Source organism: Bacteroides sp. NSJ-48 (assembly GCF_014287405.1).
GTDB classification, from domain to species: domain Bacteria; phylum Bacteroidota; class Bacteroidia; order Bacteroidales; family Bacteroidaceae; genus Bacteroides; species Bacteroides stercoris.
In genome coordinates, this window is the sequence record NZ_JACOOD010000026.1 from 1 (window position 1) to 16,459 (window position 16,459).

Genomic DNA, 16,459 nt, shown 5'->3' on the forward strand with positions numbered 1-16,459 from the left:
TCGGATAGAATTATGTGAGAAAGCACCGAAAAATGGCAATAAGAATGGCATATGAAGTGGTCATGTCCTATCATCTTCATATGCCATCTTATTTTTTAGGGACATTTACTGAATATCCCAATTTTAGTTGTTCAAATATTTGTTATTACTTACTTTAATAACTACACGTAGGGTAAAAATGCGGGACAAGAAAACATCCTCGTCCCGCTACTATAAAACGTATGTTTAATACTAAAAATCCTCACTATGTTCACATAAAGAGAACTGTAGTTTATATCCGACAAAAGTTCCATAAAAGTCAATAAAACAGTTAGCTTCCTTGCTATTAGAAATCCACTGTACTCCTATTCTATTATATTGGGAATTGTTTTCAGTTAGCTTATATTGGGGGTCACCATATAATCTGGTCAGACCTGCTTGAATAACATCCAGTTCACTTGCGTCAAATACTGTAGCATGTTCATTCGTAGCTTTAACCATTTTTATCACTTCTATAGCATGTACCTTTCCATTCAAACCGATAACTCTTACATAATTCATAGTTACATTAAAAATGCTATAATAATAAGCATCTGTCACTTTGTAAATAGAGTAACCATTTGAACTTTTCTCAAAACTCAATTTATTAGATATTTCAGATATTGGCATTCCGATAGTTATCCCTTTAAAGGAAGGTTTAGCTTCCAATTGTTGAATATTTTGAGAGTGCATAGTAAATATGCTCATTAAAAACGAAAGAAGTAAAAGTATATTTTTCATAACATTCTATTTATTTGGAGATAAACTCCCACCGTCTATATAACTCATTCCATTTATAGTAACCTACCATATTCCCATAAGTATCGTAAATCTCATATCGTTGGTATAAGTCATTCCACTTTTTCTTATATTTTACATTGCCATATGAGTCATATTCTTCATTTTGGTTATAAAGATTGTTTCTTTTCTCATAACCCTGCTGGTTTCCGTATTGATCTTTGATATCTTTTCTATTATATAAGCTATTATATTGTTCTGTTTTTAACAAATCTCCGTTTGCATTGTAATACTCTAAGCGGTCATATAATGAGTTATATTTGGCATATCCAATGAGATTGCCATAGGAATTGTAAAACTCTGTTCTATCATATAGCTCATTGTATTTTTGCGTATAATTCTGTCCCCATAATAGGGTAGAAATGCATAAAAGAACGATTGTAAATAATGTTTTCATAATTGTAATTTTTAATATATAAACCATGAATAAGATAATATCTCCTTTTTCTTTATCGCGAACAATGCACGATTTGCTTCAAGAAAGCCTTTTTTTAAAGCCTTTTTTAGAAATTTCTTTCCTTTTCTTTTTTGTCCAGACAAGTAGTATGATATTCCCAAATTGTAGTATAACTGGCTATTGTAATAGCCAGTACTTAAAGCAGCATTGGCATAACTCGTAAAATATCCAATTTGTTTCTTTTGTAGGTATTCATAAGCAGTCCGTGAATACTTGTCAAAATCTTCTCGAGCTCGCTTCTCTCTATACACTTCTGCCGCCGCTCTTAACATCATTTCTTCATGTGTCATCGGAACATAAGTGTTAGTAAATGTTGCGTTAGCGGGAGTGTCATAACGGTTTTGTGCATTAGCAAATATTGAAACCGTAAGAAATACAAAACATAGTAACTTTTTAGTCATGTACTACAATATTTTTATTCTTCCCAGCTCCATGAAGAAGTTTATAAAAACACGAAGCGTGGAACTGCAATGCCACGTCTTAGATGAAGGTCGTAGGAAAAATACCTTGAGTACAGATATGGATATAGCAGCCCACGCTATAGCGTGAGAACCACTATGCTATCCCTTGTACTCTTTGAAAATTTCCTACGTTTTCATCTACAAGATAAGCATAACGCTTCTTTCTTTACTAATATGTCTGGAGAGAGTGTGTGCTCAATCCGGTGCAAAAGTATGAAAAATAATCAAATAAACTCTGTAAAAGCCATTCTTATTTTCTCATTTCTTGTGTTTTATAACCTTAATCCCCTCTTCGGTCTGTTTTCTTCTTTTTGGGTGTGGCTTACACCCAGCTTTTCTTTGAGCTCTTTGAATTTCATCCTGAACCATTCAAGTATCGGCATACCGTCAATACACAGCTGGAATTTACCTTTCTCTTGTGGGTTTCTCTCTACGGTAGCCGTTGAGTGCTCCGTCCTGAACTTCTCCTTGTGTTCTTTCGAATAGAGCCTGCCTTTGAACCCTACGGGCTGCAGGCTGACGATTCGCCTTGTCAGTTCCTCGGTAAACCCCACTTCCCGGCATTGTTCGGCTATGGGCAGCAGTTCCGTTACGATAGGGAAATAGGTGTCTATCTGTTTCAGCCTATTGTCGTACCCTGCAATTTTCTGTTGGTAATTCCGGTCTATCCTGACTATCTCGCTGTTGTGGCGGTTTTCCATGTTCTTCTGTTCCCTCTGTTCGGCTTGTACCTGCTTTTGCAGCTTCACAATGCCCTGCCTCAAACTTTCATTCTCCGTTTCCAGCCTCCTGACCTTGCTGCCTCCCAAAAGAGAACTCACCCCGTCCGCTATGGCTGTGGTGGCGTTTACCGCCGCATTCTTCATCTTCTGCGTGTTGATTTCTCCCTTGACCTTTTTCAGTTTCTTCTGCGCTTCCTCTTCCAGTCCCAGCAGGGTTTCTATGTTCTCCTGCAGACTGTCTTGTTGCTCTACCAGCTCCTTGTAGTATTGCATGGTGGAGATGTGTTTTGCCAGCGAACCGTCTATTCCTCTTTGCAAGCCATATTTGCCCATGGCTTGTGCGTAGGTGTCCTGATAGTGTTTCAGCTTGTGCCTTGCCATGACATCATCTGCACACAGCCGCACGTCCTGCGTGCTCTTCTTGCGGTATTTCTTTTTCCCGTTCTGTTCTTCTTTTTTGGCTTTCCTGCGCTCTCCGGTCACTATCGGTACGATAGTGGCGTGTATGTGCGGTGTCTTTTCGTCCATGTGCAGAACTGCCGACACGAGGTTCCGCTCCCCGTATGTTTCCCGGAGCCATTGCAGGCTGTCGTTGCACCATCCGTCAAGCTGTCCGTCCACTTCCATTTGCTTCATGTCCTTGTTGCTTCCGGTGAGCAGTACCCGGATTGCCTTCACCTGGTTGGTACCCACCTTGCGCCTGATACCTGCTGTCTCTATCCGGTGCGCTATTGCCTGTGTGCGGTTCCTCACTCCTTCGGGGAATTGCACCAATTCCCGATTCAGGTGCGTGCGCGTTCTGTCCGCGTTCTTGGGGTGGACGGTGCGCTCTATGTGTGCGGACATCCTGCTGTCCGTACCCTTTGCTTTTTCCAAATGCAAAACTGCATATCCCATAACTGTAATATATTTTTCGGTTAATACTTCCCCTGCCTTGTTCCCATGCCGCATGGCTCCGGGGTTTCAAAAGGGGCGGCGTCCCTTTTGCTCATTGGGGCTTTTTTAGCAATGCGTGCATTGCGTGAAGAAAAAGCCCTAATGAGCTATGGCTTTTTTTAAAGCCATCTGCCGGCTGTGCGGTTACATCCTGAAACCTCTGCCTTTCCTCTCCGGCTGCCTTGCCTGCCGTTGTTCTTTCTCCGGTTCCGGTTTCTCCTGCCGCCGTTCCGCTTGTCCTGACCGTTTACCACAAAGGAAGTCGTTCAGGTCGTTGTATTCTCCGTATATGTGTGATGCGTCCCGGACACGCATTCCGTATTTCTCCCGCAGTTCCTGAACGGCTTCCATTCCCGCCTTGTCGTTGTCAAGAAAGCAATGGATGCGTCCGTAACCGCCCAAAGGTCGGATTGCTTTGGATAGGTTGGAAGTCGAGTTCAGCACGATGTAGTCCTGCCCGTCAAGGTCGGGACGGTCGGGACACCTTTCCAGCCGCAGGGTAAGGAAGGAGAGGTAGTCCATGAAGCCCTCGAAGAGGCAGCAGGTCTCCCTCGTCTGTTCCTGCCGTATGTGGGTGATGTCCTTCGGTGCGATGCACCCTTTGAAAAACTTGTTGCGTATCTCGTAGCCTCCCGAACGGTTGGGGAAGCCGACGGCAAAGTATGGTTTGCCGTCGGTCAGATAGCGCACTTCCCTGCATTCTCTTTTCGCCAGCTCCGTATTTATCCCCCTCTGCCGCAGATAGGAATACAAGGCGGGGGAAGAGAGCGGCACCACCTCCAACTGTTGGAAGCTCGGTTTTGAGAGTGCCTGCTTGCCAAAAGAAAAGGAGACCGGATGCACGCCGGGCGCCTGCTCCGCTATCCGTTCCAAAAGGTAGGGCAGGCTGTCGGATGCGTAGAGTTCCTGCGCCAGTGCGATGATGTTCCCGCCCCTGCCTGCGCTAAAATCGTACCATAGATTGCGTTCCGTGTTGACCTTGAAGGACGGTTCCCGTTCATTCCTGAATGGTGACTTGTACCATAGGCTGTCGCCCTGTTTCCTTACCGGGTCGTAGCCGAGACTGTGCAGATATTCCTCTATGCGTATCTGTTTCGCTTCATTCGTATTCATGTAGGTTTCTGTTTAAGTGGATATTGTTTTTTTCTTTTCGCCCGTACCTTTTCGTATATTACGGGCTGTATCCACTTTACTTTACTTCCGTATATATATGGTACGGGAATAAAGTAAAGTGCTTTTATCAGCAACCGGAACACTTCACTTTACTCTGACATATATATATACCCTGACTAAAGTAAAGTGGTTTCCGGTCTGTGCCGCTAATAGTGGAAGTCGGGGTTGAAAGTGTATTTCCTGCCGTTCTCCTGCACTATCATCCGCTTGCTTTTGAGTACGGTGATGAGTTTTACCACCTTGTTGCCGCCGAGTGTGGCACCGACAGAGGCGTATGCTTCCTGCAAGGCTTCCGCAAGTTCCTGATAGCCGTATTCGTCTTTCAGGGTGAACGCCGCTTCCAGTGCGATACGGTGCTGCCGCTCGGTGATGTCCTTGTACGGGTCGAACTTCTCCCTGTTTCCTTTTGTCTCATCCTTGTCCTTGAACTGGTAGTCTTCCAGCAGTTCGGGCAATGCTTCCTCATTGATGCGGAATGCGAACGGTTCGAAGTCCACCGCCCTGATATGTGCGGTTTTGACCGTACTTATGTCGGGATTCTTGCTGTCCTTCTCCACTTGCAGCACCGTTTCCGCCTTGTTGCTTAGCTCGGTTCCGATGTGCCCCCTTGCGTTCTCGTCCCCCTTGTTCTGGTGCAGTATGGTATGGATGTGGATGTTCCTTTCCCCCGTCCATGTCATCAGCAGGGAGATTACCTTCGTGGATTCGCCGGGGCTGTTGATGTCGTACACCATGTCCCGTATTCCGTCGATGATTACCAGCCCGACGTTTTCAGTCCGGTAGATTGCCTCCTTCACGATTGCTATGCGCTCTTCGGGCGTGTATTTCCGCAAGACGAGGAACTCGAGGTTCTCATGGTTGCTGCCTGTCGGCAGTCCCGCCATGCGCAGGCTGCGCCTTGCCACTTTCGCACAGTGGTAGGAGCTCTGTTCGGTGTCCACATAGAGTATTTTCCGCTTGTTTTCGGGCAGTTCCGCCGTATAGTTCAGTACCGTCCCGTTTTTCAGCGCAGCCGCCACGATTGCGGAGACGTTGAATGTTTTCTTGCTTTTGGCTTTTCCGATTGACGCGCTGAAGTTTCCCAGCGTGCCGATGACGGAGCCCTGCACTTTCAGGATTTCAGGTGCCTGCTCGTAGTCTTCCGAAAGGTCAAGCCGCGAGGCATGCCATAGGATTATCGCCTCTTCGGGCGTGATGTTTCTTTCCTTGTTTTCCATATGGCACCTCCCTATCTGCGTCCCCCGCTTTTACGTCCTGCCAGTTCCAGTGCCATGTCCGCATCGACGATGATTTTGCGCCCTATCTGCGTAATGGCTCTGTCTATCCTCCCGCTTTTCTTAATACGGTTTGCAGTGGGTATGCTGCACCCGAACAGCCGGGCTATGCCGCCTATCCCGTACACGTATTTCTTGTCCTTGTCGGCTGCTGGCTGGGCTGGCTTCGTTTCGCTTCCCTGCAAGGCATGTCGGTTCAGGAATATGAACTCTTCGCCCGTCATCTGCCATACGGGCTTTGATAAAAGGTCTCTAATTTCCATGTCAGAATGAATTAACGTTTGTACTGTAAGCCCTGCGCATGGGCTTTTTATTTCGTTCGAACAGTGCAAAGTTAGTTCCGGGTATGGGTGGTAAGGATGTGGATAGCGTGATTGGGGTATCACGCTATCTCATTAATTATCAACAAGTAATAAAAAGTGGTAGAAATTATTTTGAGTGGTAAAAGTGGTCGTGTCGTGGAATGTCGGGACATATCACCGGCTATCGGAATATTAACCGCATTTCCTTGGCAAATTCCTGATTGCTGTCACTGGCTAAATCAGTACGGGGAACGGGTGCCTTGTATTTGGATTTGTAATATTTTATGTCTATATCCAGCAATCTCATGATTTCATCCTTCCACTTCTCTCTGTCCTGATTGGAGAGGGTCTCACCCATGAGGAATATCAGGTAGCATACACGCGCCTTTTCTCCCGGTCTTATCTTCAGCCTGTTCCTGCATGGCTGCAAGTTCATTCCGGCGTAGAAATCGGCTTCGGGAACGGCTTCAAACTGTTTGTCGTTGCATTTCTCATAAATGGCTGACAGCAGTCGCATGGGGAAATAGGCGGGTGGGCTTGCCGGGGTGGTACCGGATGAGGGAATTTCCTTTTCTTCCCCCTCCTTTTTCTTTTGGTCGGTCAGGTATTTATCAAGGATTGCCAATAGTGAGCCTCCCAGCCTGCAAATGTCCCCGCAACGGTTTTGCAGGCATTGCAGGGCTTCCCGCCTTGCCTGCTCCTTCTGCCTGTACAGTTCATCCAGTTTGGCTTTCTCCTTGTCGTATTCCCGTTTGCACCGGTCGTACCTTCTTTCCAGCAGTTCCTCTTCCTGACGGTCGTGTTCCCTGAAACCTACTGCTTCCAAAGAGCCGTTAGCTGCCATGAGTTCCCGGTAATATCCGTTTGTGACTTTCATCTGTCTGTCGATGCTCCAGTCGAAGCGCTCTTCATGCTGTCGGCAGACATATCCGGTATCGAGACAGTCAAAAAACTCCTTGCAGGCGCTGTAAGTCGAGATGTTGCCCTCAATCTCCCGTTTCAGGCTGTTCAGCAATATGGAGAAGTGCGCGGCGTCCGCTTCAAGCATGAGGCTGATAAGTGCGGTTTCAAAGGTCTGCGTGTCCCCGTACTCTCTGTAAAAATCAGAAATGAACTGTTGCTTCTCAAAAGAGAAACTGCCGCCGGATATTATTTCGGCGTATATTTTGTTGAGCTTCCCGTAGCGGGGTATCATTGACGTTATTCTTTCTTCCATGATATAATTGTGGTTACAGTTGGTTGAATTTGTTCATCGCATTAGCTTTGATGTTGTCGGCTATGTCTATGTACGGTTTCATCGCCTTGTAGTCGCTGTGTCCCGTCCATTTCATCACCACTTGTGCGGGAATGCCCAATGCCAAAGCGTTACAGATGAATGTCCGCCTTCCGGCATGGGTTCCCAGCAAGGCGTATTTGGGTGTGACGGTGTCTATACGTTCGTTTCCCTTGTAGTAAGTTTCCCTTACCGGGTCGTTGATTTCCGCAAGCTCCCCCAGTTCTTTCAAATAATCGTTCATCTTCTGATTGCTGATGACCGGAAGTGCCTTATGGTCTTCAAAGTATACGTCCTTGTATTTTTCCAGTATCGCCTTGCTGTGGTTGTTTAACTCTATGATAAGGCTGTCCGCTGTTTTGACGGTGGTCACTTCTATGTGGTCGGGCTTGATGTCACTCCGTTTGAGGTTGTACACGTCCGAATAGCGCAGCCCGCTGAAACAGCAGAACAGAAAGACGTCCCTTACCCGTTCGAGATATTGCTTGGTCGGGGGTATTTTGTAGTCTTTCAGCTTGTTCAGTTCTTCCCATGTGAGAAATATCACCTTCTTTTGGACGCTTTTCAGCTTCGGGTTGAAGCTCTCGTAGGCGTTGTTCATGCAGTACCCTTTCTTGGTGCACCACCGTAGGAACCATTTCAGGTAGGCTATCTGCTTCATGGTGGACGTGTTGCGCAAGCCTTCCACGTCCTTGAGGAAATTCACATAGCTTGTCAGCTTGGGTTCGTCCAGTGTCTCGAAGGTCAGTTCCTTGTCGAACTTCTCAAGGTGTTTCCTCACTGCGGCGAACTTCTCATAAGTGGCGTCAGACCAGCCGTTCTGTGTCCCGCATTCCTTGATGAACTCCCCGAATACCTCCATAGGGGCGAACGTCAGGGGTTTCTGCTGTTCTTCCTCCCTCTTTTCGCTGTGCAGGCTGTTGAAAGCCTCCTTTACTTGTGCGGTGGTAGGCATGGTTCCCTGAACCTCGAACTCCTTGAAGATGTTCTGTATTTCCGTATAGTAGCGCAGCAGGTCGGTATTGATTTCGGATGCGCTCTGTTTCAGCTTGTTGGTGCAGCCCGGCTTTACACGTTGTTTGTCTGTGTCCCATTTGGCTGCGTCGATGCGGTAGCCCGTTGTAAACTCGATGCGCTGGCTGGCAAATATCACACGCATACGGATAGGCACATTCTCCACGATTGGTACGCCGTTCTTCTTCCGGCTTTCCAAAGAAAAGATGATGTTTCTCTTGATATTCATATTCGGGTGTAATTAAATTAGCACCCAAATATACACCCAATTATTGAGATAGCAAAAGATTTTAGGTGATATTTTACGATATATACCAATCATAATAAACTGTTTACCAGTAGATAGTTGCAAGTTTATGATATTTTGTAAAATTGTAGGTTAAAGTACCGTACGCACCGCTTCTCAAGAAAGCAAAATTAGAAAAAGCTCTGATTCTCAACGGAATTAGAGCTTTTTTGTTTGTTTGAGGTGAAGCAGAATATAGCGTTTCTACGAAGTATGTCAGGTGCAAATTCAGGGTCCTTTTAGGGTCAAGTGAAAAAGCACCTGAAACGCATAATAATCGGAATAGTCCGGGATAACGGATGGCTGACTTTTACCCCTTGCCGGAAAGCGCAAAGACTCATTTTTCTGCTGCTTACCAAGACAATATCGTCCCGATGTTTCACAACACCGGGACGACACTACAACATTTTTACGAGAACACTATCTCTTAAACATTATCAATACTAACTTTACACAACTATAAGCTTGGAATAATTCAGTTAGTCTACATCTTAGGACATAAAATTCCGGACAAATGCTGTGCCAAAATTAGAAATACAAGATAGAGAACTAAATATCAACAAGATAGGAAACAATAGTTTTTCATCTTAATGTGGAATTGTGGAATATTAATGTGGAATTATAGCATAATTTTCCACAATAGCGCAAAAGCCATCAGCATTACATAACTGATATTAAACCACTTACCTTTTTATACCGTTTTTGGCACAGCCTTTGTTATACTATCATTGAAACCTACAGTATCTTTGTAAGATAGAAATCAAAGTGTTAATTAGAACGTATTAGTAAAAAAGGTAAAAAGATATTCTGATCTCTCATTCATAAAACTCTTGTAACATTATGCTTTCATTCCGGACTGTGAAGTACCGGAATGATTTTTTTCAATATCCCTGCTTCAAACTTGTGCAACGCTTCAATTGTCATTCGTGTCTTTCTTTTCAAGAGCAACCACTTTATTATAAGAATAGTTCCATACCTGACAGCACAATTGTTAAAATCGCATTTTTCATAATTATTTATTTTTCTGTTGTCTCTTATTTGTCACTTCTTCAGTATAGCCTCCGGTGCATCTTCTTTTAATGAAAGCACGTTCCCGCCATACAGTTTTGAAATTAAAAAAAGAAAGTACACTGTAATACAGAAATCCGAGACATATTGGTACATAAGGCTTTTCAACAAACAATCCTCCGGCACGTACTTCACGGGTATAGGATGCCGATTCGGAAAAAGCGGCTCCTAAGCTGAAAGAAGGAATGACAGATTCTGCACATACCACCGATACCGTCAACACAAAATAAACGGCCAAGGCAATCATCGATTGTTTGACTACCCGCTGCTTGACCGATTTACTGACATTGAAAAAAGCGAAACGCATTCTGTTGAGCACAGTTGCAAGGTAAAGAATGATGATTGTATAATCCCCCTCCCGCATTGAATACCCAACTGCGAATGCAAAAAGTCCATACAACGGAATAAACAGCCGTATTGAAGCCTTGAGCGGCATAGCTGCCATAAAAAATCCCGAATGCACCATAACAAATTCAAATGCCATCAGGATTGCCAGTGAATATACCTTATAGGCATCATCCGGTCCGGCAAACAACCATAAATATAAGTATTGGCAGGCAATCAAGGCTGTCTGTGCCACTTCTACATATTCACAAGGTCTGTCTATACGTTCTATGATATTCATAATTCAACCCTTATTTTACTTATTTTTCTCAAAGCAAATCTATTGAATTCTTTCTTATAGAGTCATACTTTTTCACTAATTTCTTTTTCACTTCTTATCCGCTCTTTCCCTATAATCATCCGGAACAAAGGCAAACCTATTTCTCTACCGGATGTAATTCAATTTTAAATATAGTACAAAGTTTTAAACTATAAGCACTTGCTTTAAATTATTTCAAGAAAAAGCATGAAAAGCATCTGTATGATGCTCTGTTTACTATATCATGAGGTTGAAAAGAACCGGATAACGGAAGAATTACTTTTGTGTATGCAATATGAAGAAGGCGCACAGGAAAAGATTGAAGCATATAGTAACGTTCAGAAAAAGGCGCTCGTTGATTGGGTTAATTCTGCAAAAACAGAACAAACTAAAGCAGACCGTATTGCCAAAATCATCATCATGGCGATGAATGGAGTTATCGGATATATTTGATAACCTTAGCCGGTACTCCCCCTACGATTGCATCCGCCGGAACATCTTTTGTCACCACCGCTCCGGCTGCCACCACCGCATTATCGCCAATCGTCACGCCTTGCAGAATAGTGGAATTTGAACCTACCCACACATTCCTGCCAAGTATGACAGGTGCAGGATAAGTCTTATGGCGGTCTTCGGGAGCAAGCCCGTGGTTGAGGGTTGCAAAAACGACGTTATGCCCTATCTGGCAACCGTCTCCCAATGTAATCCCGCCGTGATCCTGAAAATGACAGCAGGCATTGATAAATACGTCATTGCCGATTTCAATATTCTTTCCGAAATCCGTATAAAACGGCGGGAACACCCGCAATGAGGGTGGAACGGGCTTTCCAAAGAGTTCGGAGAGCAATGCTCTCACCTCATCCGGAGCATGGAAAGATGCATTCAGTTTGAATGTGATACGTCTTGCCTCATTGCTCATTTCATCCATAAAACGATGTATATCTTCCGTGTCAAGGGCTTTTCGTGTCTTTACATATTCTAAAAAATTATCAAGTGTCATGGTTCTGAATATTACATAGATTACACTGCAAATGTAAACGAATGGCGGCAGCGCCCGTGTGAATGAATTACGGACATTTGTAACCTATTTACTGTTTCTGTGCGGAGAGATGTACTACCTATGCTTTTATTCTCTACATTTGCGTAGAACTAAAGAACAATACCTTATGAAAGAAGTTATTAAACTGGACACGGTAGACCAATACAACCGACTCTTCGGACTCGAAACACTGCATCCGCTGGTAAGTGTGGTAAACCTGTCGGAAGCCACCAGATTTCCAACGCATTTCACGATGAACTACGGGGTGTATGCCCTTTTCCTGAAAAACGTCAAATGCGGAGACATCCGTTATGGCCGGCAGATTTACGATTATCAGGAAGGAACGGTCACCAGCTTTGCCCCGGGACAGGTGGTTGAGGTGGACATGCTGCAAGGAGTACGGCCGAACGCCCACGGCCTGCTGTTTCACCCCGACTTGATTAAAGGAACTTCTTTAGGACAAGACATCAAACATTATTCATTCTTTTCGTACGCCTCGGCCGAAGCCCTGCACCTATCCGAAGAAGAAAAAAGCATATTCACGGATTGCCTGGAGAAAATAAGAATGGAACTCCAACATCCGATCGACAAGCATAGCAAACGTCTGATTTCACGGAACATCGAACTGCTGCTGGATTACTGCATGCGCTTCTACGAAAGACAATTCATTACCCGTTCGGAAAGCAACAAAAGTATACTGGTAAAATTCGAAGCCTTGCTCGACGATTATTTCCAAAGCGACAAACCGCAAACGGACGGACTGCCTTCCGTAAAATACTTCGCCGACAAAGTGTTCCTGTCACCCAACTACTTCGGCGACCTGATAAAGAAAGAAACCGGAAAAAGCGCACAGGAATACATCCAGACCAGAATGATTGACATGGCCAAAGAGATGATTGCAGGAACGGAAAAGACGGTCAGCCAGATTGCCTATGAACTGGGATTCCAATATTCGCAGCATTTCAATCGCATCTTCAAGAAGAATACGGGATATACACCCGGAGAATACAGAAAGTTGCAAATATAAAGGATACCGATAAGATTATCCTTATGAAAAAAGAAATACTGAATATAGAGACCGTACATCAGTGTAACTGTTGTATGGGCTGCAAGACGCTGCATCCGCTGGTAAGTGTCGTTGACCTATCCGAAGCCAATCTGGAGCAGCGTACCATCCGATGTGATTTCTATACGATTATCCTGATAGAAGGGGAAGCCGGAAAACTTATGTACGGACGCAAATACTACGACTATTCCAACGCCACACTGATATTCCGTATGCCGGGCGAGTCCATTAAGCTGGGTATAGACAATATGCTTGCCCCCAAAGGGCGAATGCTGGCTTTTCATCCGGATTTAATGGCGCACACTGCATTGGGGAACCACATCGGAGACTATTCCTTCTTTTTCTACAAACCGAACGAGTCGCTGCATCTTTCATCGCGCGAAAAGATGAAAATCACAGAGTGCATCCGCAATATCGAAGAAGAACTTCGGCATGCCATAGACCGCCATAGCAAAACTTTGATATCGCGCCATATCGAGCTATTGCTGGATTATTGTGCGCGTTTCAACGAACGCCAGTTCATTACCCGTTGCGAGGCCAATAAAATAATTCTGCACAAAATCCATTCACTTCTGAACGGATACATCTTGTCCGGCAGACTGGAAGGCGGTGCGATGCCCACAGAAGAATATTGTGCAGACGCTCTTCACTTGTCACCTAGCTATTTCCGCGACCTGCTCAAGTTCGAGACCGGAAAAAGCATGCACGAATACTTTCAACTGATGCGGCTGGACATGGCTAAGAAGATGTTGCGGAACAAGGATTATACGGTCGGCATGACAGCCAGGAAGCTGGGATATGCAAACTCACAGCACTTCACCTGCCTGTTCAAGAAGATAACGGGAATGACACCGACGGAATATAAATATGCACAGAATTAAAAAGGATTATCTTGCCGGCATTGGCACAAAACAAACGCCACAAACGGTTAAATCGCACGAATATACTGCAAACATTCCCGAATATTTTAAAATACTCCAAACCAAGTGCCTTTACCGATTGTTGTCCCCCACATAACTCTAAAACTTAACTGATATGATTAATTATGTGGATAAAATGGCGGATGCCCTGGTGGATGTGCTAAAGTATTCGAACCAGGATGTGGAATGGGTGGAGCCCGATGACATGAAACCCAATGACGGCGTACAGCCCGAATGGTTCTATCCTGCCATAGAAAATGCGGAGTATTCCGAAATTACCGCTATCCTGCAATATACCCAGCAGGAAGCCGTCTTTGAAGATGAAATCGGCGAACTGATGCTGGGCATTGCCTTGGTGGAAATGAAGCATTACGCACACATACGGGACGCCATCGTAGCACTGGGCGGTACACTTCCCAAACCGTATGACAGCAAGAACGTCAATATAGGCGAAACACCCGTCGAAGCGCTCACCCTCGCCGCGCATTCGGAAGTGGCCACTATCGGGTTCTACAAGTCAGTGAAGGAACGAATTACCGCAAGTACACCAACCGCAGACATTGCCCGCAAGCTGCTGACAAAACTGATTGCGGACGAAAGCCTTCACCTCAAACTGCTTACCCGGCAACTGAAGGTCATGGCAGGTGACGACAAGAAGTATGACGAACTCATGAAGAAGATACTGGACTGACAAAGTATTACCGTTTTTCTCAATAATTCATTACCTTTGCAGCAAAATTACAAATAAACGAATCAAAACAATAGGGAACAATGAGTGTACACGATTTATGCTGCATCGGTTATATTACACAAGACAAGATAGTTACCACCAAGAACACGATATACATGCCGGGCGGCACTTCCTTTTACTTTGCGCATGCCATCAAGCATCTCGACCCGAACGGCTTTTTATTGGTCACATCCCTTGCCCACACGGAGATGAACGTTGTGGAAGACATACGGAAAGAGGGCATTGAGGTAAAGGCTCTGCCCAGCGCCTGCTCCGTCTGCTTTGAAAACATATACGGGGAAAACCAGAACGAACGTACGCAACGCGTCACGGCAAAGGCCGACCCGTTCACAATGGAAGGCCTGCAGGACGTCAATGCACGGATTATTCACTTGGGCAGTCTGCTTGCCGATGACTTTTCATTGGACGTCATCAAATACCTGTCGGGCAAAGGTCTGCTGTCGGTAGACGTTCAAGGATTCCTGCGCAAGGTGGACAATGAAAAGGTGCTGCCCGTAGACTGGCCGGAAAAGAGAGAAGCTTTGAAGCACATCCATATCTTAAAGGCCAACGAAACCGAAATGGAAGTCCTTACCGGTTGCAAAGAGCCTCACGAAGCCGCCCTGCTCATTGCAGACTGGGGTGTGAAAGAAGTGCTGCTGACGTTGGGAGACAAAGGTTCGCTGATATATGCCAAAGGACAGTTCCATGAAATTCCCGCCTACTCCGCCCTGCAGATAGTGGATGCCACCGGATGCGGAGATACTTATATGGTGGGCTATCTGTATATGCGGAACAAAGGCGCATCCTATCGGGAAGCAGGCTGCTTTGCCGCTGCCATGTGCACCATCAAGCTGCAAACACACGGACCATTCTGCGGAACAGAGGCTGAAATCAGAAGGATAATCAATCCTGCATAAAAGACAACAAACGTTTCATTAAGGAGAAACTTCGGTTTCCCCTGATGAAAACAATAATTTCCCCTGATGGAAACGGAAGTTTCCTCAGGAGAAACTAACCGTTCCCCGCCGTGAAACAAGTTGTTCCCCACCGGGAAACGGTTAGTTTCACGGTGGGGAACATATCTGCCGGCACCTTAGCCACGTCCGGAGAAAAGGATGCAGGCAAAGTAAGGCCTGAAAGAGATACAAATTATAGGTAGAGCAAAGAGCTGCCCTTATCGGTTCGGTGCGGCTTTAGCTTTGCGGCCGATACGCCGTATCCACAGATAATAGCCCGTCAGCGGAAGCGTTCCGCCCAGCAATGCGGCAATGAATGTCAGTACACGGGTGAACATACCGCCCCAACTGCCCACATGCACGGAGTATATCCAGCCGCGTATCTTGCCCGAAGCATCGGTATCCTTATACAAGGCGGTTCCGGTGATTTCGCCGTTACTCGGATTAAAGGTATAACGGTCGGAAGCCCGCTGATTGCCGAAACGTTCAAAAGATACGGTGGCAGAACCGTTGGAAACCGTAATCTGTTTATAGCCGTCGTTACGTTCTTTCAGTTCCTCATAAACCTGCTGCCAGCAAGCATATGAAGTGGCAGTCGCTTGCGGGGCATCATGATGCCCCGTCCCTTGTTTGGCCTCTACTCCGAATACCTTATAAAAGCCTGCGCGATACCAGGGGAAAGACCATGTGAGCCCGGTCAACGCCATTGCCAGAAGCAAGATAAGTACATACATACCTCCCGCCACGTGCAAATCGTGCCAAAAGCGGAGCCGGCCTTTATCGGCGACAATCTTCAGGCTGTTCTTCAGGGCTTTCTTTGTGCGGGGCCACCAGATGACAATGCCCGAAACCAGTACGAACACGAACATCAGCGTACTTACCCCTACAACCATCTTGCCCCAGAATATTCCGCCGTCCGGCTTCATGCTGTCCAGCAGCCAGCGGTGCAGGCGAAACATGGTGAGGAAGAACGGCGCACGCTCATACCTGCCTTTTACCTCACCGGTATATTGGTCTACATAAACGGATGCCCGCCGCGGTTTCGACAGACTGACCCGACAGGTACGTTCCGCATCGGAAGAGATGGAGATGCCTGTAACAGCAACACCGTCCGGCAGTGTTTCGGAGACTTTCTCTATCAGGTACTCCACGGGAAGCGGATCGCCGCTTACCTTTTCCACATAATAGAGGTCGCGCCTGCACAGCTCCATTACTTCGTCTTCAAATACCAGCGCAGCTCCCGAAAAGCAGATAACCGTAATAATCAGCCCGAAAGGGACAGACAGCCACAGATGTATTTTACGAAATGCTTTCTTCATT

General features: G+C 45.7%; 17 protein-coding genes. 5 read left to right on the forward strand and 12 right to left on the reverse strand.

The annotated features are described in order from the left end of the window. Positions 1-231 precede the first annotated feature (231 nt). From H8S52_RS12485 to H8S52_RS12530, 10 genes are all read right to left on the reverse strand, one after another. The gene (locus H8S52_RS12485; protein WP_117857221.1) at positions 232-759 is read right to left on the reverse strand and encodes a hypothetical protein; all 528 of its coding nucleotides are present in this window, start codon (positions 757-759) and stop codon (positions 232-234) included. Positions 760-769: 10 nt separating this feature from the next. After that, positions 770-1,213, reverse strand: coding sequence for a hypothetical protein (locus H8S52_RS12490; RefSeq protein WP_008659973.1), 444 nt, complete (start codon positions 1,211-1,213; stop codon positions 770-772). A gap of 11 nt (positions 1,214-1,224) precedes the next feature. Further along, positions 1,225-1,674 carry a hypothetical protein gene (locus tag H8S52_RS12495; RefSeq protein ID WP_008659974.1) on the reverse strand — a complete coding sequence of 150 codons (450 nt, stop codon included), beginning with the start codon at positions 1,672-1,674 and terminating at the stop codon, positions 1,225-1,227. 332 nt (positions 1,675-2,006) lie between these two features. Further along, the gene (gene mobV / locus H8S52_RS12500; RefSeq protein ID WP_117667140.1) at positions 2,007-3,353 is read right to left on the reverse strand and encodes a MobV family relaxase; all 1,347 of its coding nucleotides are present in this window, start codon (positions 3,351-3,353) and stop codon (positions 2,007-2,009) included. Positions 3,354-3,536: 183 nt separating this feature from the next. Next, positions 3,537-4,505, reverse strand: a complete 969-nt coding sequence (locus H8S52_RS12505) for a toprim domain-containing protein (protein WP_117667136.1) — start codon at positions 4,503-4,505, stop codon at positions 3,537-3,539. Positions 4,506-4,711: 206 nt separating this feature from the next. Beyond that, entirely contained in the window at positions 4,712-5,782 is a 1,071-nt protein-coding gene (locus H8S52_RS12510) for an AAA family ATPase (RefSeq protein WP_117667134.1), read from the reverse strand. 11 nt (positions 5,783-5,793) lie between these two features. Beyond that, on the reverse strand, positions 5,794-6,102 hold the full coding sequence (locus tag H8S52_RS12515) for a DUF3853 family protein (protein WP_007759946.1): 309 nt from the start codon (positions 6,100-6,102) through the stop codon (positions 5,794-5,796). 220 nt (positions 6,103-6,322) lie between these two features. Beyond that, positions 6,323-7,357: a hypothetical protein gene (locus H8S52_RS12520; RefSeq protein ID WP_032497411.1), complete on the reverse strand. Its 1,035-nt coding sequence runs from the start codon at positions 7,355-7,357 to the stop codon at positions 6,323-6,325. A 13-nt stretch (positions 7,358-7,370) separates the two neighbouring features. Continuing rightward, positions 7,371-8,657 carry a site-specific integrase gene (locus H8S52_RS12525; protein WP_008659984.1) on the reverse strand — a complete coding sequence of 429 codons (1,287 nt, stop codon included), beginning with the start codon at positions 8,655-8,657 and terminating at the stop codon, positions 7,371-7,373. Between the two features lie 1,069 nt (positions 8,658-9,726). Continuing rightward, positions 9,727-10,407 carry a hypothetical protein gene (locus H8S52_RS12530; RefSeq protein ID WP_117955690.1) on the reverse strand — a complete coding sequence of 227 codons (681 nt, stop codon included), beginning with the start codon at positions 10,405-10,407 and terminating at the stop codon, positions 9,727-9,729. Positions 10,408-10,650: 243 nt separating this feature from the next. Between H8S52_RS12530 and H8S52_RS12535 the strand changes: the two genes are divergently transcribed. Then, positions 10,651-10,878: a YdeI/OmpD-associated family protein gene (locus H8S52_RS12535; RefSeq protein ID WP_255470059.1), complete on the forward strand. Its 228-nt coding sequence runs from the start codon at positions 10,651-10,653 to the stop codon at positions 10,876-10,878. Here the strand turns inward: H8S52_RS12535 and H8S52_RS12540 are convergent. Continuing rightward, positions 10,862-11,425, reverse strand: a complete 564-nt coding sequence (locus H8S52_RS12540; protein WP_186909931.1) for a DapH/DapD/GlmU-related protein — start codon at positions 11,423-11,425, stop codon at positions 10,862-10,864. The genes H8S52_RS12535 and H8S52_RS12540 overlap by 17 nt on opposite strands. 166 nt (positions 11,426-11,591) lie before the next feature. Here H8S52_RS12540 and H8S52_RS12545 point away from each other — a divergent pair, with 166 nt between their 5' ends. The 4 genes from H8S52_RS12545 to H8S52_RS12560 all read left to right on the forward strand — a co-directional run bounded on the left by H8S52_RS12545 (position 11,592) and on the right by H8S52_RS12560 (position 15,100). Beyond that, positions 11,592-12,491 carry an AraC family transcriptional regulator gene (locus H8S52_RS12545; protein ID WP_117955695.1) on the forward strand — a complete coding sequence of 300 codons (900 nt, stop codon included), beginning with the start codon at positions 11,592-11,594 and terminating at the stop codon, positions 12,489-12,491. 23 nt (positions 12,492-12,514) lie between these two features. Next, on the forward strand, positions 12,515-13,411 hold the full coding sequence (locus tag H8S52_RS12550; RefSeq protein WP_117985363.1) for an AraC family transcriptional regulator: 897 nt from the start codon (positions 12,515-12,517) through the stop codon (positions 13,409-13,411). Positions 13,412-13,565: 154 nt separating this feature from the next. Further along, positions 13,566-14,141 (forward strand): hypothetical protein, encoded by a 576-nt coding sequence (locus H8S52_RS12555; protein WP_022104551.1) that lies wholly within the window; start codon positions 13,566-13,568, stop codon positions 14,139-14,141. Between the two features lie 80 nt (positions 14,142-14,221). After that, entirely contained in the window at positions 14,222-15,100 is an 879-nt protein-coding gene (locus tag H8S52_RS12560; RefSeq protein WP_186909932.1) for a PfkB family carbohydrate kinase, read from the forward strand. Between the two features lie 257 nt (positions 15,101-15,357). Here H8S52_RS12560 and H8S52_RS12565 read toward each other — a convergent pair whose 3' ends face one another. After that, positions 15,358-16,458 carry a PepSY domain-containing protein gene (locus H8S52_RS12565; protein ID WP_186909933.1) on the reverse strand — a complete coding sequence of 367 codons (1,101 nt, stop codon included), beginning with the start codon at positions 16,456-16,458 and terminating at the stop codon, positions 15,358-15,360. Between the last annotated feature and the right edge of the window lies 1 nt (position 16,459).